This window comes from Arcticibacter tournemirensis, from assembly GCF_006716645.1.
Taxonomy (GTDB): domain Bacteria; phylum Bacteroidota; class Bacteroidia; order Sphingobacteriales; family Sphingobacteriaceae; genus Arcticibacter; species Arcticibacter tournemirensis.
This window is the reverse complement of the sequence record NZ_VFPL01000001.1, coordinates 247505-268729: the sequence shown is the minus strand read 5'-3', so window position 1 is coordinate 268729 and position 21225 is coordinate 247505. Positions and strand designations below refer to the sequence as shown.

Sequence of the window (21225 nt, the reverse complement as noted above, 5' to 3'; positions counted from 1 at the left end):
TAGCCATGAAAAGATATATCCAAACAGTAAGACATGGTATTGCAATGCTTATTGTACTACTCTCGGCAGTGTCCTGCCAGAAGCTCGATCTTGCACCGCACGACAGAGATACCGATCTTAATTACTGGAAAGAACCCGAAGCTGCTCTGTCGGCCGTGAACAAGTGCTATCAGAGTATAAACAACGCCGATGAGGTACTGTATTCTGATGCAATGACTGATAATGCTTATACCAAAGTGCCTAATACGCATAATCAGGCCGTGGGCAACGGCTCCTTCTCTACCGCCGATTCGTATGTGGCCTCCGTATGGGATTACCGCTATTCCGGTATTCGTCAATGTAATCTTCTGTTGAATAATATTCAGCAGGTACCCGGTTTAACCGATGAATTACGCAATCGTTATATAGGCGAAGCAACATTTATAAGGGTTTACCATTATTTCGAACTGTATTCGAAATTTGGTGATATACCTTATTTCACGAATGTTCTTTCTATGAGCGATGCAAAGTCGATCGCCCGTACGCCTAAAGCCGAGGTGGTCGATAAACTGCTGAGTGATTTATCAGCAATTATTGATAATAATTATCTTCCTGCTTCATACGACAGTAAGAATACCGGGCGGATAACCCGCTGGGCTGCCATGGGACTCAAAGCCCGCATCCTGATGTTCGAACGTCGCTACGCTGAGGTGGTGCCTGTCACGAATGCAATAATCACGAATGGTGGTTTCTCCCTTTTCGGAAGTTATGAAGGCCTTTTCACCGTACAGAATGAAAATAATCCCGAGGTGATGTTAGATGTTCAATACATGGCAGTCAACCGCGAACATAACATCCAGTATCACTTCCTGCCTCCTTCATTAGGAGGCTACTCCCAGCTTTCGCCGCTTCAGGAGTTGGTGGATGATTATATCACTCTTGACGGGTATTCTATAAAGAACGCTCCTGCAGGGAGCTACGATCCTGCTAATCCGTTCAGCAACCGTGATCCCCGGCTCGCTGCAACAATTATTTATACCGGAAATTCGTATAAGAAGGCAGATGGTACTAATCATGTTGTCAATACGGGCAAGAATGTATCTCCCGATGGATATGGCTTTTCTTCTGATGCCTCTGCTACAGGGTACTATATAAAAAAATACTGGGATAACAGCTACCGTGCGAATTTAATGTCGGGATTGAACATTATCCTGATGCGTTATGCCGACATCCTGTTAATGCATGCTGAAGCACTGGCAGAGCAAGGTCAATTAGACGCCACTCAATGGGACCGCACGATCCGCCTGATCCGTCAGCGTGCCGGATTTTCAGATAGCAAAGCGCTTAATTTCCCAGGTTCTGCCAATCTGATTGATATCGTTCGCCGCGAACGTCGCTGTGAATTAGCCCTCGAAGGCCTTCGGCATAAAGATATCGTTCGTTGGAAGACGGCCGAAAATGTGATGAACGGCTGGGTCCACGGTCTTTATACCGGAGATGTTACAGGAACAGATAATGGCTTTGTAAGGGTTGAGAACAGAAAGTTTGACTCCGCTAAGCACTATTTGTGGCCTATTCCTCAAAAAGACCGCGACCTGAATCAGAATCTTACACAAAATCCAAATTGGTAACCATTATTATCAGATTATGAAAAAGTTACAAGTTTCAATTATAATGGTTGTTTTGCTGGCATTCTTTGGTTGTAAAGATGATTACCAGCTATCAACTGACTTTACTGTTCCCAGCGACTTGTCGTCACCCAAGAAAGTGATATTGGATGTTACTTCATCCTCCCCGATCACGTTTTCATGGAGCGGCGGCGGGGCTGCCGATGGTTCATATGTATTGTATGATGTAGTCTTCGACAAAAAGGGAGGCGATTTCAGCAATCCCATTCAAAAACTTCCGGGCGACAACGGAGCTTTAACTAAATTAACGTTAAGCCACGATCAGCTGAATAGTATTGCCCGTAAAGCGGGGATAAAGCCTGGGGAGACAGGCACGTTATCGTGGACCGTGCTAACTTCCAAAGGGGGAGATGTTAAAAAAGCGGAAGTAAGCAGTGATATTGAGCTTACCAGAGGAGAAGGAATTGATAATATGCCTGATAAATTATATCTCCATGGCTCTGGTAACGAGAGCAGCGGAGCTAGTGGCCTGCCTTTCCGAAAAGCTTCAGAGGGCATATACGTGATCTATTCGAAGGTTTCCGGCAGCGGCGACCTGGAACTGAAAGGAACTTTAGGCCAAGACGAGTTCAGTTATTACCTGGATGGAACGAAACTTAAAGAAGGGCCTGGAGTTATCAAATTAGCGCCCAATGCAAACCCCTACAGGATCACAGTAAACTTCAATACGCTATCGGTTAAAACGGAGGTTATTTCTGGCGTAAGGTGCATCTGGGGAGCAACATTCGGCACAATCGGAAACCTTGCTTATATCGGAAGCGGGAAGTTTGAAGCAAGGAACTGTGCTATTAAATTTATCGACCCGAGCCGGCCCGATACAAATCCTCCGGGATGGCTGGGCTGGACTGAAGAACGCTACTACTTTATCGCAAATATAGATGGGTCCGATAAATGCTGGGGACGCATGGATGGCGTAAGTGCAGAAAGACCTTCTGGAAATGAGCCGTTGTCATTTTACCAGTTAGGCGAGTTTTCCTGGAGCCAATGGGATCATCTTTGGAAAATGAGCGGTGATCTCGACCTGAAGCGTGCTACCATAACCATCGATACCAACAAGGATAATCTGATGGTCCATCAGTTTTCTAATATAACAACTCTTTAATTCTAATCCGTTCATGTTCCCCCGAAACAGGTACATGGACGGATTATTAAAAACAGATAAGATGAAAAAGTTAATTTGTATACTAATAGGGGCTTTTATGATAACTTCGTGCAGTGACGGCTCGGAGCCTTATATTAAGCCGGAAGGCGGAGGCCCTGCTCCTGTTGAAACGGTTTATAACCATTTGAGAGCTAAAGAGATATTTGATCTGATCAATCAGTATTATAAGGCCGGCAATATGTTCAAAGAAAACTATCCTGCACAAAGTGGCGATGCGGCGTATTCCTTCCTTTGGCCATACGACGCAATGGTAAGCGGCGCAGCCCAGCTCCACTCATTAGGATATAATGTCCGGTACACCGAAATAGTTGATGGGTATGAGAAGTATTTCGTGACAGCTGCACATGGCAACAGCATTGGAGGATATGGTTCTTCCACTGACGGGAGCAAGGGCGGAAGTACTCGTTTCTACGACGATAATTCTATAGTTGGAATCAGTCTGCTCGAAGCATACAAGATTACACAGGATGTGACTTACCTGCAGCGCGCAGCCAGGATTGTACCTTTTCTCGAAAGTGGTATTGATAGCAAACTGGGAGGAGCTTTATGGTGGAACGAAGATTTTAAATACAGCCAGGCATCAGCAGATGCCAATAAACCTGCCTGTGCCAATGGCTATGCTACTCTTTTTTTGCTTGAGTACTATAAAGTGTGCCCTCAGTCTGAAAAGCAGCATATATTAAGTTTGGCTACAGGACTATATACCTGGATGCGGTCTAACCTTTACGATCCCGCCACTAAATGTTACTGGAATGACCGCAACGCTAACGGTTCTATAAATACCACCCTTTGGACGTACAACGCAGCGGTCATGGTACAAAATGGAGTCCGTTTGTCAGAAATTACCGGCAATCCTCAATATCTGGAAGAAGCTAAAATAACAGCCCAGGGCGCGTATGATTATTTTGTTAAAATACGTAATGGCATTTTATCCTATACAGATACCGACCCCTGGTTCAACACTAAGTTATTACGCGCATATATTGATCTGGCACCCTATGACGAGAAGGCTAAAACCTATATAGAAACATACAGCAATTTCATAAATAACGGCTATAATAAAGCCAGAACTCAGGCGGGTTTCTTTTTCGAAGACTGGACTGGTGCAAAGCAGGGCAGATATTACTCCTTGCTCATGCAGGCTGCAGTAGTGGAATCATACGGAGCCTTAGGTATGTATAAAAAGGAAAAAGTAAACTAAGAAAAGCAGATCCGTATCGTTATGATAAAAGTAATTAATCAAACCGGTTGTATATTGCAGGCCATGGTAAAAAAAGCTTTCAGCTACGTCATCTTATTGGCTGTCTTCGGGCAGTTGCTTTCATGTGCGAGTCTTAAACAAACTTCTGCACCGAAGTTATCAGATTATGTTAATCCGAACATAGGCTCTGTTCACAGCCGGTGGTTTTTTTACACGCCGGCAGCTGTGCCGTTTGGAATGGCAAAGTTAGGCGCCTCAACAAATGGGTCGTATGGAAATAAACAAGGCTGGGAAGCGGTGGGATATGAGGACAACCATTCGTCTATCGAGGGATTTCCAGTTTTTCACGAATTTCAGGTAGGCGGTGTAATGCTTATGCCTGTGGTGGGCAAATTGAAAACTATGCCCGGTACGTTAGAACAGCCTGAAACCGGTTACCGCTCTCCTTTTAAGAAAGAGAATGAGCATGCCACATCGGGATACTATTCAGTTGTTCTTGACAAGTACAATGCGAAAGTGGAACTAACGGCAACAGACCATGTCGGTTTTCAGCGGTATACGTTCCCGAAGTCGGATGAGTCGTATATCTTGTTCGATATTGGTAATCAGCTGGGCGAAAGCGGAGCAATAAAAGATGCCTACATTAAACTGGTAGACGAGACTACCATCGAAGGCTATGTCATTACAAAACCGGAATATGTTAAGAAGTATCAGCCGGATGCAGAGGTTAATATGTACTTCTATGCTAAGCTTAGCAGGCCTGCTACTGAAGTGAAGGTTTTTAAAAGAGGCGAACAGCCGGTATCTCAAAAGGAAATAAAAGGGGTTGGCGCTTGTATGGCGGTGGCCTATAAAACTTCGGCAAACGAACAAATCACAGTGAAGATAGGCCAGTCGTATACCTCTGTTGAGAACGCTAAGCTGAACTATAATACAGAAGCCGTAAGTATGAACTTTGATACGGCTAAACGGCAAGCTCTGAGCAGATGGAATGAAGCTTTAGGGCGGATAAAAGTTGAAGGCGGTACTCATAACGATAAAGTGAAATTCTATACCGGTTTATATCATGCACTATTAGGAAGGGGACTGGCTAGTGATGTTAACGGAGCTTACCCAAAGAATGATGGAACGGTTGGTCAGATCGCTCTGGATCAAAATAAGCGGCCGGAATACAAATACTATAATTCAGATGCAATATGGGGAGGATCCTGGAACCTTACACAATTGTGGGCTTTAGTTTATCCCGAATATTATTCAGACTGGGTGCAGAGCCAGCTGTTAGTGTATAAGGAAACAGGCTGGTTGGGCGATGGTATCGCTAACAGCAAATATGTATCCGGAGTAGGAACTAATTTTACGAGCCTGGCTATTGCTGCCGCCTACAATTGTGGTATACGGGATTTTGATTATAATTTAGGATACGAAGCTGCATTTAAGAACGAAACAGTGGGTAAAAACCGCCCTGCAGGCGCCGGTAAGCTGGATGTAGGGGCATTTGTAAAACGGGGATATTGTCCCTATATCCCGAGCGACGACTACTTTATAACCAAGCAGGAAGAAGGGTCGGTATTTGGAGCATCGCATACCCTGGAATATTCATACAGCAGTTTTGCAGTAGCACAATTTGCAAAGCATCTGGGCAAAGAGAGCGATTATCAGTTGCTGTCTAAGATGGCCTCCAACTGGGAAAACCTGTTCGATCCGGAAATGAAGTTTATGCGTCCCCGCACCAGCGATGGGAATTTCCTTAAGAATTTCAAACCACTGGCTGCATGGGAAGGATTTCAGGAAGGGAACGCCATGCAGTATACGTTCTATGTTCCTCACGAACCCGGGAAATTAATCAATAAGATCGGGCAGGAAACTTTCAATAATCGCCTCGACAGCATTTTTGTGCTCTCCCAAAACGATACATTTGGAGGTGGTAAAACAGTTAATGCCTTTGCCGGAGTGCATGCGCTTTATAATCATGGTAATCAACCGAACTTACATATATCCTGGTTATTCAATTTCTCGGGAAAACCCTATTTAACACAAAAATGGGTACGTACCATCTGTAATGAATTTTATGGTACAGAAGGATTACATGGATACGGGTATGGACAGGATGAAGACCAGGGACAACTGGGGGCATGGTATGTGATGGCAGGCATTGGACTGTTCGACGTAAAGGGTCTGACCCAAATTGATCCAAAGTTTCAGATTGGAAGTCCCCTGTTCAGCCGGATCGAAATCAAGCTGAACAAGGAATACCATAAGGGGGATAAGTTTGTTATTGAAGCAGAGAATAATTCGCCGGGGAATATCTATGTCCAATCAGTCTTCAATAATGGAAAGAAGCAAAATTCTATATCTATCCCATTTGCAGATGTTGTAAACGGCGGTAAGCTGAAGTTAACAATGGACAGCAAACCCAACAACGATCTGAAGCTTTGAGCAGCTATCTCTCAAAATAGTGCTCACCAGCACCCACGTTAAAGCTTTTGTATGATTTCCCCTGAGCATCCGGCACCCATATCTGGGCGGTGGTGTTCGGGGGAATTGTAACATCCAGCTTCAGTTTATTGTCCTCTATTCTCCATTTACTGCTGATCGTGCCGTAGTCGCTGTCGTACGATCCTTCTGCCCATGTAAGCTTGCCGCCAATGATGGGTTTGATGACGATCTTTTTATAGCCTGGGGCGCCAGCCTGGATACCTGCTATGTTTTTATACATCCAGTCGCCTATTGCGCCATAGGCGTAATGGTTATACGAGTTCATGCTGGGCACCTGGAAACTGCCGTCAGGCTTTATACCATCCCAGCGTTCCCATATGGTGGTAGCCCCCATTTTAACAGGGTATAACCACGAAGGGTAACTTTCCTGCATCAGCAAGTCGTAAGCTACCTTGTTATGACCGAACTTAGTTAATACATGACATAAGTATGGGGTACCCAGGAAACCCGTAGTCAGGTGGGTGCCATAATCCCTGATATTGGCAACCAGTCTTTCCGCAGCCTGTGCCCTCAGGTTTTCGGGCAGCATATCAAACTGCAGAGCCAGAACATAAGCCGTTTGTGTAGACGATACCAGCCTTCCGCTAGGTGTAAGATATTCGTTCACATATGCTTTTTTGATGTCGTTCAGCAGCGATGAGTATTTCGCCTGATCGTCCTTCTTGCCAAGCACTTCCGCCGCGTTTATTAACAGCTGCGTAGAATGCGCATAAAAGCATTGTGCGATCATATATTTATCTGTTACCGCAGCACGACCGTCATTATCATCATCCGGACGGTAAAATAACCAGTCGCCGAAGTGTGACCCGGTGTTCCAAAGGTTTTTCCTTGACCTCGAACTGATAAAATCTACCCAGGCCTTCATACTTTCATATTGCGTTTCGAGTATACGTTTATCGCCATAGGTATCATACATACCCCAGGGGATGATAGTGGCAACATCGCCCCAGCCAGCAGCGCCTGCATCACCAGGGTTTAACACGTCGGGCACTACAAAAGGGATACTTCCGTCTTTGTGTTGATCGGCCTTTACATCCTTTAGCCATTTGGTAAAGAAGCCGCTTACATCCATGTTGTATGCAGCCGTATAGTAAAAAGCCTGGGCATCACCTGTCCATCCAAGGCGTTCATCGCGCTGCGGACAATCGGTTGGCACATCCACGAAATTCCCTTTCTGCCCCCAGGTTATATTGTGTTGCAGTTGGTTAAGCAGTGTATTAGATGTTTTAAATGTGCCGGTAGGCGTCATTTCAGAGTGAAGTACTACTGCGGTGAGATCCTCAGGCTTTAATTCTTGCGGATAACCCTCTATCTTGACATACCTGAATCCCTGGAAACTGAAATGAGGAGAGAACACCTGTTCCTGATCCCCTTTAAGATAATAAGTATTCTGTTGCTTGGCCGAACGAAGATTTTCGGTATAAAAGTTTCCTGCTTTATCGAGTACTTCGGCGTGGCTCAAGGTAATCCTGGTATTCGCCGGTCCTTTTGTTTTAAGTTCAACCCATCCCACGAGGTTCTGACCGAAGTCGGCCACTATCTCCCCTTTAGGGGTTTTAATTATTTTTACCGCAACAATTTTTTCGTGTTTACGCACTTCCGGTCCACTCATGCCAACCAGGTTGCCGTAGCCATAATCCATTATCCGCACCGCACGCCAGTCGCTCCCTTCGTTATACGTTGTCTGGGTCCATCCTGCCCGTTCTTTTCTTGCATCGTAAATTTCACCATCATAATGGCTCGATTTCAATAAGGCGCCATAAGCGGTTTTCCAGCTATCATCAGATATCAAGGTTTCGCTGCTGCCATCTGTATACTGTACCTGCACCTGCATCAGCAGCGCACGCGTGTCGCCGTAAAAAGATGAGCGATCTGCGAAGGCCACCCGTCCCTTGTACCAGCCATCGGCGAGTATAGCCGACAGAGCGTTGGTTCCTTTTTTTAGTAATGCCGTTACGTCGTAGGCCTGGTATTGCAAATGGTCTTTATAACTGGTCCAGCCGGGAGTGAAGTAAGCATCCCCTACTTTTTTGCCGTTGATATAAGCTTCGTAAAGCCCCCTTGCGGTAATGTACGCTGTCGCTAGTTTTACCGTTTTGCTCAAATTCACCGTTTTTCTGAACATGGGGCTAGCCAGTGCAGTATCCTTTTCAGGCACAGAGATCCACTTTGCCTTCCAGTCGGAAGCCTTTAGTCCCATTTGCCAGAACTGAACTGCGCTCCATGGCGATGTATTTCGCTGGTTGTCTGTTACTCTCACCTGCCAGTAGTACCGTTGGCCCGGCTTTAGTGCAGTCCCATCGTATTCTACTAATACAGACTGATCACTGGTTTTTGTGCTATTCCAAAGCAGGTTCTTTCCGGATGAAGTGGCTTTCGCATCTGTCCCAACCCTGATCTCGTAAGACTTCTGAAGAATATTTTTGGCAGTCGACGCTAATTTCCAGCTCATTCGGGGAATAGCAGGTTCTACAGAAAGCGGATTTACCTGATGTTCCACCTGTAAATCAGTTACGCTTAATTTCTGAGCGGAAGCAGTAAGATTAAAGACAACCAACATAATCGTGGCGCTTGTTAAAATAGAGCAGAATTTCATCATTATAATTGGATAAGTAAGTTTATATGCGGCTATTCTTAATAATTAATCGATTTAGCAAAAATATTTTATTTATTTCTTTTTCTTTTATACTTTTTGATACAAATATTTATTTCTTTTTTTATTTACCTTATGGGAAATAATTTTTTCTACCTTAGAATCATGAAAACCAACCTAATCTGTCGCTTTATAAACCTGAACGTTGCGTTCATCCTTTTGTCTTTTATTTTTTCAAATTGCAGTAGTCCCAGGGGTGCGGAGACAAGCGCCTCCGACACGGCCTTCGCTGACACAGCATCATCAGATTCCGGAGTTTCTACATCTCCCGAACCTCCTTCGAATGATACTGTTGCGCTTACAAATCTGGTCAAAAAGCTATTAAAATGGCATGAAACATCGGGAATGCAATTCGAGGGTTTCCCTCCTTTAAAAAATAAAACAACAGATACAACGTATTCCGGTATCAACCTGGAAAAAAATAAAAAGGCGATAGAGGAACTTAGGCAAATGGGAATGTTTGCGGAAAGCTTTTTGAGTGATTATCGCAAGATCGCTGTTCGAATGGACAAGGAGTTGCGTGATGGCTCTTCATTTTGGCGCGAGGGTGAGATCCCCACTTTTAGCAAAGATGTCAATGAGTGGTGTAACTGTCAGGATTATCCTGATAACTATTTGAGCATAACAAAACTCACGGATATTCAAATTACCAATAATAAAGCACAGTTTAAGTGGACCTGGGGCGAGGATTTCTACTATACAGTTACGGCGATCAAGAATGCGGGGACCTGGAAAATATCCTATTTAGAAGGCTTCGATATGAGTAATTATAACTGGGGCTGGTGGAAAAAGAATAAAGACCATTCCGGTTCACCAGGATAGAACAGCTAAACTAACCTTTGTATCAATCAGGCCGCGACTTTCGTATGGACAGAAAAACCCATTATGAAACTCCTCATCCTTGTATCTTTTTTCACTGTTTGTACCCTTTCCCTTCTTGCTCAAAAAACCGAGTATTCCGTCCATGCCCAAACAGGTCTTTTTAGTTTCGGTGGAAAATCGGCCGAAAAGAGTTCTTTTATAAATAGCAGTTATACCAACAATCCTTACGGGACCGGAAGTTCGTTTTCTTATGCTCTTTATTTACAGATTCAGAGAATAACAAAGAACAATACTATCTGGGGTTTACAATCGGGTTACGAATCCCTTGCAAGCAGGATAAAGATTGATAGAATACTTTACTATGGAGCTCCTGCTAAGGAAGAAGATTTTGGCCATGCCTCTTTAAGAAACCAATTTATATCAGTACACCCATACGCGGGCCACCGGTTTAATTTTGGAATTCCTGTCGACATTTCTGTTGGGCCGGACCTTGGCATCGGATTAAAAAGTATGGAGAAAGGAACCGTACCCGACTTTAATTTGCAGATAAAGAACGAAAGAGATATCCCAGCCGTGGATGCCCGTATTCGAATCAATGCCACAGCTTATCATAAAAGTATGGGATTTACAGTGGGGTACTCCTATGGAACGATTAATTATCAGGCTAATATGATTGGGGCCGATCCGGAAGTTTACTCCCGGTTTTTAAGGATTGGTCTGAGCTATAAACTTCCTTTTTAACATTGCCCCCTGCTCTTCTGTGGATATCTCGCCTTCAGCCATGTGTCGTTTTTATTGCTGCAGTTAAAATAGAGTTATCTTTGCGCGATGAAGAATCAGGTGAAAGGTGGTCCTTATCTGCTGCTTCCCGCGGTTATTGTGGTGATATCTTTTCTCGCAGTTGCCTTTTTTATCAATTGGAGGCTAGGCAAATCGGCGGAAACAATTGGCGGAACACTCACCGCCGGAGTTCAGCGGCATAAGGAGTTTTTTTTTCGAAGCAGGTTTAACGAGCTTTTGGATAAAGTCGAACTAGCCCGGCAGACCGCCGCACAGGAGCTAAAAAACGGGAAAGAACCAGAACTATTCAAAACCATTCTTTTTTCCGATCCCATTATCAATCATATCTGGTATGCTTCTGAAGGCAAGGGAAAAAGTCAGTTTGCTTCGCTGAGCCGTAAATCTGCGGCGGATATCAGTACAATCAACGATAATAAGATAAGAGACCGGATATCGGAGGTTTTAACCTCCAAAGACTCCTATAGTGATTTAGTGAAGGATAACGGCTCCGTCAGATGGATTTATGGTGTAAAAGCTGTTAATCCCCGCACTAAAGCAGCTTTCTTTCTTGGCTTTAACCTGGATATGCGTGAGCTGCAGAAATATATGGAAGAGGCCGATCCGGAAGGCCAGGCCTATGCGTTTATAACCGATGAAGAGGGCGTTTCTATCTTCTACCCCGATCAAAAGCTCATTGGAAAAAGGGTTCTAACACCGAAAGAACTCCAGTTTGTAAAGTCGGATTCCGGTAAAGTGAATTTAATGGATACCGTAGAGTCCGATTTTTTAGGTGTTCGGGTGGTAAGAAAGTACTCTTCTTTTGCGGTAGCTGAACAGCCCTGGCTATTTATTGTTGACACACCCACTTTACTTGTAGATGAGGAGATAAATTCCATATCCAAATACTCGGCGCTTCTCGGCTTATTCTCCCTGGTTGTGATATTGATCACCGGAGCGTATAGCCAAAGGAAATGGTTTAAGGAATTCTCGATGAGGCAGAGCGCTGAGGACGAACAGCAATCGCTGCTCCTGGAAAAACAAAAATTGCTGCTGATGGCAGAAAAGCAGGAGAAAGAGAATGCCCTCCTGCAGCTGGATAAGCTCAAGCAGAAGATCAATCCTCACTTCCTTTTTAATTCTCTTGGGTCACTGAGTGCACTGATCGGCAGGGAGCCTGAAACCGCTAAAACATTTGTGATGAAACTTTCTAAGGTATACAGGTACGTGTTAAATGAGTTTCCCGACAGTCTGTCTTCTGTACAGTCGGAGATTGATTTTGCCGAACAATATACCTACCTGTTACGCGTGCGGTTTGGCGATGCACTCAAAATTCTTCATACAGATATCGATATCTTCCATTTGCAGGGCAAGCTTCCCTTTATGGCTATTCAAACTGCAGTAGAAAATGCAGTGAAACACAACGTCGTTTCAAAAGAGCAGCCTCTTACTATTTCGGTCAGAAGCGATGGAGATAAAGTCCTTGTTGAAAGTGATTTCCAACCACGGTCAACTCCGGTAGACTCGGGAGGGTACGGGTTAAATTACATTCGAAGTATTTATGATCATTATAAAATTGCCGGGTTTTCCTATAAACAGGAGGGAGATGTTTTTATATGCTCTTTTCCGGTCATTCAACAATCAAATATTCAAATTGATTGAAAATTTGCTCCCTCAAAATGCGTGTTCACACCGGCAAACAGCGCTTTCGTTCGGTATGATTTTAAGATAGAGTGATTTTAGGTGATATTGGATGTGTGATTTTCGGGATAAACAGGGCGCACAACGTCCTTTTCATGGATTTTTTTAAGGTAATTCTCTTTTTGTTTCTGGTATTTTCTTTTTCTGCAGATATTTTCGCTCAAACGAAAACTAAATCGACCGTAAAGCCGGCAGAAAAGAAAACGGAGGCTCGTGCCGACAGCGCCGAGGCAGATAAGAAGGGCAACAGCAAGTCGTATAAAGAGCTTTTGAAAAAAGCAACGACAATAAAGGGTATTTTCGACATACACCGCGTCGATAACGACTTTTATTTTGAGATTCCGCTCCGCTGGATGCAAAGAGACTTTCTGCTCGTAAATAAGATCTCCTCTGTTCCGCTTTCCATTAACGAAGCAGGGATCAATAAAGGGATGAATACCGAGAATAAAGTAATCCGCTTCTCTCTCAACAGGAGGGCCGGAACAGTTTGGGTAAAAACCATTGTTCCAAGGGTAGAATCGCCCGCTTCCGATAAGATCACACAGTCGGTACAAGAGAACTTTACCGGCTCGGTTATCGAATCATTTAAAATAGAAGCATACAATACCGATTCTTCGGCTGTAGTGGTGAAAGTGAACCGCGTGTTCGATGGTACGGAAAAAAGCTTTAACGATGTATTTAACGATATCGGACTTGGAACGAGTGCGAAAAGTTCTCTTTCGGCCATCGAAGATATTAAAACCTTCCCCCAGAACCTGGTCGTAAAATCATTACTAACGACTTCAGTAACCGAGGGAAATAACACCATGCCGGTAAGTGTGAAGGTCACAACGAACGTGCTTTTGCTTCCCGATAAGCCGATGACTCCTCGCTTCGGCGACAAGCGAATTGGCTTCTTTACCACGCCAAGGTGGTACTTTTCGGATAAGCAACAGCAAATGGAGTCGCGCGAGCTCATCACACGCTGGCGACTGGAGCCAAAGCCGGAAGACCGGGAGCGATATAAAAAAGGCGAACTGGTTGAGCCCGTTAAGCCGATAGTTTTTTATGTTGATCCGGCGACCCCTCCTCAGTGGGTAAACGCGATTAAGGCAGGTATCAACGACTGGCAAAAGGCTTTTGAGCAGGCAGGATTTAAAAATGCCATACAGGCAAGGGAAGTTATTGACACTGCCGACTTTGATGCTGACGATGTAAGATATTCGGTTGTAACTTATGCAGCATCTCCGAAGTCGAATGCCATGGGGCCGTCGGTAATTGATCCGCGTTCCGGCGAGATCCTCGAGTCCGACGTGATCTGGTGGCATAATGTAATGACCTCGCTGAAATACTGGATGCGCATTCAAACAGGAGCGATTGATACGGCGGCAAGCGCAAAGAATCTTTCGTCTGCACTGATGGCTAATGCTATCCGCTTCGTATCTTCTCATGAAATAGGACACACACTTGGATTAAAACACAATATGGAAGCGTCATCAGCATTTCCGGTTGATTCGCTTCGATCACCTTCTTTCACTGCCCGTATGGGAGGAACGGCCCCCTCTATCATGGATTATGCGCGTTTCAATTATGTTGCTCAGCCGGGAGATGGAGTACGGAACATTAACCCGCAGATCGGCGTATACGACCGGTATGCCATTGAATGGGGTTACCGGTGGCTGGATGCGGGCGACCCGCACAAGGAGCTGCCTGTACTTCAGAGCTGGATCAGGCAACATGAGAACGACCCGATGTACAAGTATGGTGAGCAGCAGGATGCACAGAATACTGTAGACCCAAGGGCGCAGTCGGAAGATCTGGGAGACAACAACGTAAAAGCCAGTTACTATGGGCTTCAAAATCTCCGCCACATCGTACCCCAAATAAGTACGATTGCCGCAACTGTAGGAGAAGACTATTACGAAGCCGGAAAACTTTTACTGGCAGCTATCCAACAATGGCAGATGTATGCCGGGCATGTGCTATCAAATATAGGCGGTTTTTACCTGGAGAACCCTGTACAGGGAGATGGCAAGGGAGCCTGGAAGCCGGTACCGGCACAAAGGCAGAAAGAAGCTTTCGACTACCTTAAGAAAGAAGCATTCAATATGCCGGGATGGTTAATGGAGTCTCAGCTCCTTGCGAAGTTCCTGCCGGTTCAGGATTCTCCGATGGGGCCTTTTGAGTATACACCGTATAACATTCGCAGAAATGCACAGTACGACATCATCTATAAGCTTTTGGCCGATGAGCGCCTGCTGAGGATGGCCGAAGCGGAGGTATTCTGGGGCAAAGAAAATGTATTTACGGCAACGGAGCTGTTCAGCAGGATACATGCTGAAGTTTTTAGGCCTACGTATAAAGGCAAGTCGCTCGATATTTACGAACGGATGTTTCAGCAGAATTACGTAGATGCCCTGCTTGTCAGCTCAGGTAAACTGCTCGAAAAGCTGTCTGCGAAAAGCCTGTATGACGACTGTGATTACATGCAGCCGAAAGCCGACTTTAATCAGGAGCCAACCGCCTTGAGGAATATGAATGTAAGCCTCATGTCGCGTACGTCCGAAGCTGCGCTTTTAAAACGCGCCGAACTCTTAAAAGTATTCCGGCTCCTTGAACGTAAAGAAAAAACGGGGGACGAACTAACACGCGGGCATTATCAGGACCTGATGCTCAGGATACGCCGGGGACTTAATATTCAATAGCAACATAAATCACACATGAATAGATCATTACTTTTATTATTTCTACTGCTTCTGGGCACTGTGGTGCACGGACAGCAGGTGACAATCAGGGGGCAGGTGCTCTCCGACGACGACGGAAAGCCGGTACCTGGAGCATCAGTCATTGCCGACAAGTCGACGATAGGCGAGCAGACCAGCGAAACCGGCGTGATCCGCAGCTCGGCTCTGGGTACTGTAACAGACGTCGAAGGTAACTTCAGTCTCACCCTCCCGGCAGGTATCCGCACCATCCGGGTTAGTTTTCTTGGCTTTGCCTCGAAAGTGATCGACATAAGTGGAAAGACTTTTATACGTGTGCGGCTGACTAACGACGAGAATCAACTGAAGGAAGTAATTGTTACGGGATACAACTCGATTAAGAAGAGTAAAAACACCACAGCCTCATCTAAGGTGAGCTTTGCCGATATCCGCCAGAGCGGTGTGGTGGGGGTTGACCAGATGCTGCAGGGACAGGTAGCCGGTGTAGTGGTTACTACCCTGAACGGTGGACCCGGCGCAGCGCCAAAGATCCGGATCAGGGGAACCGCCTCTTTAAACGGTAACCAGGAGCCGCTGTGGGTTCTCGACGGAATCCCTCTTGAAGGGGATAATATGCCCGCTGTACTCGACAAAGACAATATTGATCAGCTTCGCAATTTTCCTATTGCCGGCGTCAATCCCGACGACATTGAAGACATTACCATCCTAAAGGATGCTGCGGCTACAGCCATTTATGGCGTAAGGGCTGCTAACGGTGTGATTGTGATCACAACAAAAAATGGTAAGAAAGGTCCGATGCAGGTAAACGTGAATGCTAACTCGTTCATCGGTCAGCGTCCTGATTTCAGTCGGCTGAACCTGATGAACTCTAATGAAAAAGTAGATTGGGAGCTGGGCCTTGCCGCCCGCGAAGATCTTACTTACCGCGATACGTATGGCGCCGTGGCAAGGATCCTCAATCAGAACGGTCAGTTGAACGCATTTCGCCAGGGAGGCTTCAGCGCGCTGAATGCAGCTACCCAGGAGAGTATAAACAATCTCAGATCTGTCAACACCGACTGGGGCAAGGAGCTGTATCAAACATCGGTGAACCAGCAGTATACTGCCAGTATATCGGGCGGTAATGACGATGCCGATTATTATTTCTCCGCAGGCTATTACAATGAAAAAGGCTCGACAAAGGGTACAGGTCTGAAAAGATATAATGTTACATTGAAAACGAATCTGAAAGTATCAGATAAACTTAAAGTTGGTGCAGGTTTATTTGGTACAGCTTCTGATCGTGAAAGTTATATATCCGAAGCTTCCGCGCAGACTAAGCCTGCAACATACTCCAGAAATGTCAATCCTTATCTGAGGGTGCGTGACGAGAACGGTGCATTTGTTTACGATCCTGATATTACTGGATCGTCAAACCTCGCAGGTGATATTTATCTTCCTTTTAATGCTATTGAGGAAAGGGAGAATACTGACTATACTTTTAATAATAAAAGCTTCAAAGGACTTTTCAATCTTGAATGGAAAATCATTCAGCCGTTGAAATTCCGCACGGAAATGGGAATTCAGATAGATGAAAACAATTCAGAGAAGTATGGCGATCAGGAGAGTTTTTATGTTAGGAAGTTCCGTGCCGGAACATCTTATTACAATTCTTCCACTAAAAAATACCAGTATTTTCTTCCTGCCGGAGGCATGATCGAGAACCAGAATACTTCGTTCTTTCAATATAACTGGAAGAATATTCTGGAGTTCAATACAGTGATCGATCAGAAACATGAGATTGAAGCAATGGCCGGATCCGAGTTTAGAAGGAATAACAATGATAATATCTTAAGCAGGGGGTTCGGGTATGACCCAAAGACACTCACAACTTCCCCAATAGTTTTCCCCTCCGGCTATAGTGGTACTTCGACTACAACATATCAGCCATACAACAGAATGGAGGCTCGCAATGCTTATGCTTCTTTTTATGGTATTCTTTCCTACACTTACGATAGGAGATATACGCTTTACGGAAGCATCCGGTATGATGGATCAGATTTATTCGGTGTAGATCCCAAATACAAATGGTTGCCAATATATTCTGTATCAGGTGCCTGGAATGCAAAACAGGAGAGCTTCCTGGAGGATGTAAAATGGTTATCTAACTTGAAACTGAGGGCCTCTTACGGATTACAGGGTAATATTGATAAGACATCGTCTCCATATCTTTTGGGCTATTTTCAGAACGGCACAATTTTACCTGGTTATCCGGAACAGCAAATTACGGTCCAGTCTCCTCCAAATGATAAATTACGTTGGGAGAAAACCTCAACTTTGAATGGCGGAATTGACCTTGGAGTGCTGAATAACAGAATTCAGCTAACGGTCGACTATTATAACCGGCACGGCAAAGACCTGCTGGCAATGCGAGCCCTGCCTCTTGAAACCGGTTTTGCCTACCTGAATGTGAACTGGTCCAGGGTGAAAAACGAGGGTCTTGAGGTTTCATTATACTCCCGCAATATCGAAAGCCGCAATTTTAGTTGGTCAACTGACTTTAATATTTCCCGCAACAAAAGCAAAGTCACCAGGCAAATAGCCAGGGACACAGACCGGATGCCATCAAAAGAAGGATATCCTGTCAATAGCGTTTTCGTGATCAAAACAGCTGGCCTTGATGATCAGGGATACGTCCAGTTTTATCAGGGCGGACAGGTGGTGTCTTTCGAAAATTTCTTTAAACTGTATGATCCCTGGGCAGACCTTTTTCCGGGAGAACTCACAGAATCTAAACTGACATATGAAGAATACAGAAATCTCTTTAGCTATGCAGGAGATGCCGATCCGAAATTCACAGGTGGATTTATTAATAAGTTTAGGTATAAAAACTTTGACCTGGCTGTAACTACAAGTTTCTTTCTTGACAAAACCGTTCTCCGTAAGGACATGTACAATCCAGCGCAGGTTGACAGAGGCATAAACTATTCCCGTGAACTGTTAAATACCTGGACACCGCAAAATACCGCTTCTTCACTTCCCCGTATCATTAGTTATAGTACAGAGAATGCAGACCGGTGGATGGTAAATCAGTGGAACTCGGTAGCTGACCCCATGAATACATATCAATACTATGATATTTGGGCTAAATCTCTCAGTTACTTGCGTGTAAACAGCATTCGACTCGGCTATACCCTTCCTTCTGCGGTGTCTAAACGGATAGGTGCCCGGCACCTGCGATTTAGTGTAGAAGGGAATAACTTATTTGTAGCCAGCAAAAACTACGACGGATATTTTGATCCGGAGACATTCGGTGATATTTATGCGCAACCGATTACAAAAAGCATCAACATTGGTATTAACGCAAGCTTTTAAATAAAGTATGAAAAAACTATTATCCGCAGTGCTTCTTCTGGTTTTCATATCAGCGAGTTCCTGCAAAAAATATCTGGATATCAAACCTGTTGGTCGGGTGAGGCCAGAAACAACAGAAGATTTTCGCGCTCTGTTAGGCAGCGCTTACAGTACTTTTCCAGCGTTCAAGGGGCAGCTTGCTCTCCGCACGGATGAACTGATCATGGATGAATATTCAGAAGACGCTATTTATTCAAGGGATATTTTTACATGGAAAGATGGTTCAGCCGATCCGGCAACAACAGAGTTTCCTTACCAGTCATTTTACCAAAGTATATTCTATACAAACGAGATCATCGTTAGTGCGGAAGCAACGGCCGGGAAGAGTGCTGAAGTAGATCAAATTCGTGGAGAAGCTTATTTGCTGCGCGCTTATAATTATTTCGAGTTGCTGAACCTGTTTGCAAAGCCTTATAACAAAGAAACGGCTTCCGCTGACCGAGGCGTGCCCATTTCTACAGAAATCGACCTCGAAAAGATTTTGGCGCCGGCGCCAGTTGAAGCGGTGTATTCGCAGATCTTCTCCGATATCGCGAATGCAGAAACCCTAATGAATATAAACACTTACGAAACGGGTAAAAATTATCGTTTCACCCGCAGGGCAATGGAAGCATTCAAAGCCCGCATTTACGAATATCGTGGTGAGTGGGATAAAGCTTTGAGCTCAGCCGAAAAAGCATTGTCTCTTAACAATGAACTTGAAGACTTGAATAGCTCTGACCGCAAACCAACGGATTTTCGTTCAACAGAAAGCATTATGTCGTTAGAGAACACGCTCCACACATCTGTTGCCAAAGCGGTGTTTGTTTCTCCCGATCTGATAAGCAAATACCAGGCGGGTGCAGACCTTCGTTTAACCAAGTTTTTCAGCAAAGACGACAGCGGTTACAATTCACTGAAGACCGGCAGCGACGAATTTAAAGTCACCTTCCGCAATGCCGAAATGTATCTCATCAAAGCAGAAGCTGCCTACCAGACAGGTAACACAGCCCTTGCCCGCGAAACACTTCTTGCTTTAAAAGCAAAACGGTTCACGCCACAGGGATATGCAGAAGAGGCTGCCAAAGTAGGCCAGCTGAGTGGCCCTGCACTGCTCTCTGAAATACTCGCAGAGCGCACCCGCGAGCTTGCACTCGAAGGACATCGCTGGTATGACCTTCGGCGTTATGGCCAGCCCAGCATCACTCATAAGTTTAACGGAGAAACTTTCGTGCTTCAGCAGAACGATCCCCGCTATACGTTGAGATTCCCGGCATCAGCAATAAAGAATAACCCAAACCTTCAATAAATTAATGATTAATACAGCCTGATAAACTGTAGAAAGCTCCGGTCTTTAAAAAGCCGGAGTTTTTTGTTTATTTTGATGCCATCAAATGGCGATGACTGTACTGATTGTTGAGGATGAAGAACTGGCGGCGAGTGAACTCCGGACTATTTTATCAGAAACAGATACTTCTATTGAGGTAATTGCTGTTGCTGGCACTATTGAAGCTGCCGTTAAAATACTGAAGGAATCGGCTCCAGATCTGATATTCATGGACATCCATCTGGGTGACGGCGACAGCTTTGAAATATTTCAGCGTACAGAAGTAAAGTGCCCGGTCATTTTCACTACAGCTTACGATCAGTATACCCTGAAAGCCTTTAAAAACCAGGGCATCGACTACATTCTGAAACCGTATGATCGTGAGGATATTGAGCAAGCACTTAAAAAGCTGAAAGGCCTGCAGGAGCAATATCCAGGCGTTGAAGCCAAAGCTCCGCTCAAAGCCGTGCAGCCTCTGACCGGAACCAGGAACCGCTTCATGGTCAATCTGGGGAGTCGCATTAAAACGGTTAGCGCAAACGATATTGCCTATTTTATGGCCGAGGATAAATATCTCTATCTGTTTACAAAAGAAGGCGAATCGTACATTCTCGACGAAACTATTACCAGCCTCGAACCTCAGCTTTCCACGCAGGAATTTTTCAGGATCAGCCGGAAGTTTATTATTCACATCAGTTCAATAAGGGAAATGTTTAAGTTGTCGCGTAACCGGATAAAGGTGGTACTTGATCCTCCCCCGCCCGCAAATCTGACAGTAGTAGTAAGCGAAGACCGTGCTTCCCAGTTCAGATCCTGGTTAAATATGTAGCCGGATTGAGTATCTCTTATTATCTGCCAGCATCCTTGCCGGTTCGTAAATATCTTAAATACAGCTGAGCGCAAGCCAGTGCATCCGAAAGAGCATTATGATGTCTCAGGCTGATATCATACATCGAGCACAATTCTGATAGCTTTCGTTTGTATATCTGGTAAGTGCAAACTTTGGTATAATCGGGTATCTTTAGATTATAATATGTAAGAGTTTGTTCCAGGCAACTGCAATCAAATGCTGCATTATGTGCTATTACCCTCTGCCCTTCGATAAAAGGAAGCAGTGATTGCCATACAACATTAAAGGTTGGCGCTGTAGCTGTCATTGCAGCAGTAATTCCATGAACCTGAGTATTGTAGAAACTATACTCGTTGCCCGGAGGCTTTATCAATATATCTACCTTTTGTGTCGGAATTCCTTTTTCTACCCTGATAAGGCCGATTTGACAGATGCTCCATCGTTTCCCCTGAGCGGTTTCGAAGTCAATTGCAGTGAAGGTATCGGGCATTTGCG

The 21225-nt window shown here is 44.8% G+C and carries 13 protein-coding genes; 11 read left to right on the top strand and 2 right to left on the bottom strand.

What is annotated here, in order from left to right; all coding sequences use genetic code 11:
- Positions 1-5 precede the first annotated feature (5 nt).
- The 4 genes from BDE36_RS01200 (at position 6) to BDE36_RS01185 (ending at position 6466) form a co-directional block, all read left to right on the top strand.
- Positions 6-1610 (top strand): RagB/SusD family nutrient uptake outer membrane protein, encoded by a 1605-nt coding sequence (locus BDE36_RS01200; protein WP_141813429.1) that lies wholly within the window; start codon positions 6-8, stop codon positions 1608-1610.
- A 16-nt stretch (positions 1611-1626) separates the two neighbouring features.
- On the top strand, positions 1627-2769 hold the full coding sequence (locus BDE36_RS01195) for a SusE domain-containing protein (protein WP_141813428.1): 1143 nt from the start codon (positions 1627-1629) through the stop codon (positions 2767-2769).
- A gap of 61 nt (positions 2770-2830) precedes the next feature.
- The gene (locus BDE36_RS01190) at positions 2831-4030 is read left to right on the top strand and encodes a glycoside hydrolase family 76 protein (RefSeq protein WP_141813427.1); all 1200 of its coding nucleotides are present in this window, start codon (positions 2831-2833) and stop codon (positions 4028-4030) included.
- A gap of 21 nt (positions 4031-4051) precedes the next feature.
- Positions 4052-6466 carry a GH92 family glycosyl hydrolase gene (locus BDE36_RS01185; protein WP_235904460.1) on the top strand — a complete coding sequence of 805 codons (2415 nt, stop codon included), beginning with the start codon at positions 4052-4054 and terminating at the stop codon, positions 6464-6466.
- 4 nt (positions 6467-6470) lie between these two features.
- Here BDE36_RS01185 and BDE36_RS01180 read toward each other — a convergent pair whose 3' ends face one another.
- A complete protein-coding gene (locus BDE36_RS01180; RefSeq protein ID WP_235904462.1) occupies positions 6471-9125 on the bottom strand; it encodes a glycoside hydrolase family 78 protein in 2655 nt (884 codons plus the stop codon).
- A gap of 159 nt (positions 9126-9284) precedes the next feature.
- On the opposite strand from BDE36_RS01180, the gene BDE36_RS01175 reads away from it, so the two are divergent.
- The 7 genes from BDE36_RS01175 (at position 9285) to BDE36_RS01145 (ending at position 20709) form a co-directional block, all read left to right on the top strand.
- The gene (locus BDE36_RS01175; RefSeq protein ID WP_141813426.1) at positions 9285-10001 is read left to right on the top strand and encodes a hypothetical protein; all 717 of its coding nucleotides are present in this window, start codon (positions 9285-9287) and stop codon (positions 9999-10001) included.
- A gap of 63 nt (positions 10002-10064) precedes the next feature.
- Positions 10065-10742 carry a hypothetical protein gene (locus tag BDE36_RS01170; protein WP_141813425.1) on the top strand — a complete coding sequence of 226 codons (678 nt, stop codon included), beginning with the start codon at positions 10065-10067 and terminating at the stop codon, positions 10740-10742.
- 87 nt (positions 10743-10829) lie between these two features.
- On the top strand, positions 10830-12440 hold the full coding sequence (locus BDE36_RS01165; RefSeq protein ID WP_141813424.1) for a histidine kinase: 1611 nt from the start codon (positions 10830-10832) through the stop codon (positions 12438-12440).
- Positions 12441-12574: 134 nt separating this feature from the next.
- Entirely contained in the window at positions 12575-15163 is a 2589-nt protein-coding gene (locus BDE36_RS01160) for a zinc-dependent metalloprotease (protein WP_141813423.1), read from the top strand.
- Between the two features lie 15 nt (positions 15164-15178).
- Positions 15179-18535 carry a SusC/RagA family TonB-linked outer membrane protein gene (locus BDE36_RS01155; protein WP_141813422.1) on the top strand — a complete coding sequence of 1119 codons (3357 nt, stop codon included), beginning with the start codon at positions 15179-15181 and terminating at the stop codon, positions 18533-18535.
- Between the two features lie 7 nt (positions 18536-18542).
- The gene (locus BDE36_RS01150) at positions 18543-19862 is read left to right on the top strand and encodes a RagB/SusD family nutrient uptake outer membrane protein (RefSeq protein ID WP_141813421.1); all 1320 of its coding nucleotides are present in this window, start codon (positions 18543-18545) and stop codon (positions 19860-19862) included.
- 85 nt (positions 19863-19947) lie between these two features.
- Positions 19948-20709 (top strand): LytR/AlgR family response regulator transcription factor, encoded by a 762-nt coding sequence (locus tag BDE36_RS01145; RefSeq protein ID WP_235904465.1) that lies wholly within the window; start codon positions 19948-19950, stop codon positions 20707-20709.
- A 19-nt stretch (positions 20710-20728) separates the two neighbouring features.
- Here the strand turns inward: BDE36_RS01145 and BDE36_RS01140 are convergent, their stop codons facing one another.
- Positions 20729-21220: an exonuclease domain-containing protein gene (locus BDE36_RS01140; RefSeq protein ID WP_128768193.1), complete on the bottom strand. Its 492-nt coding sequence runs from the start codon at positions 21218-21220 to the stop codon at positions 20729-20731.
- Positions 21221-21225: the final 5 nt, after the last annotated feature.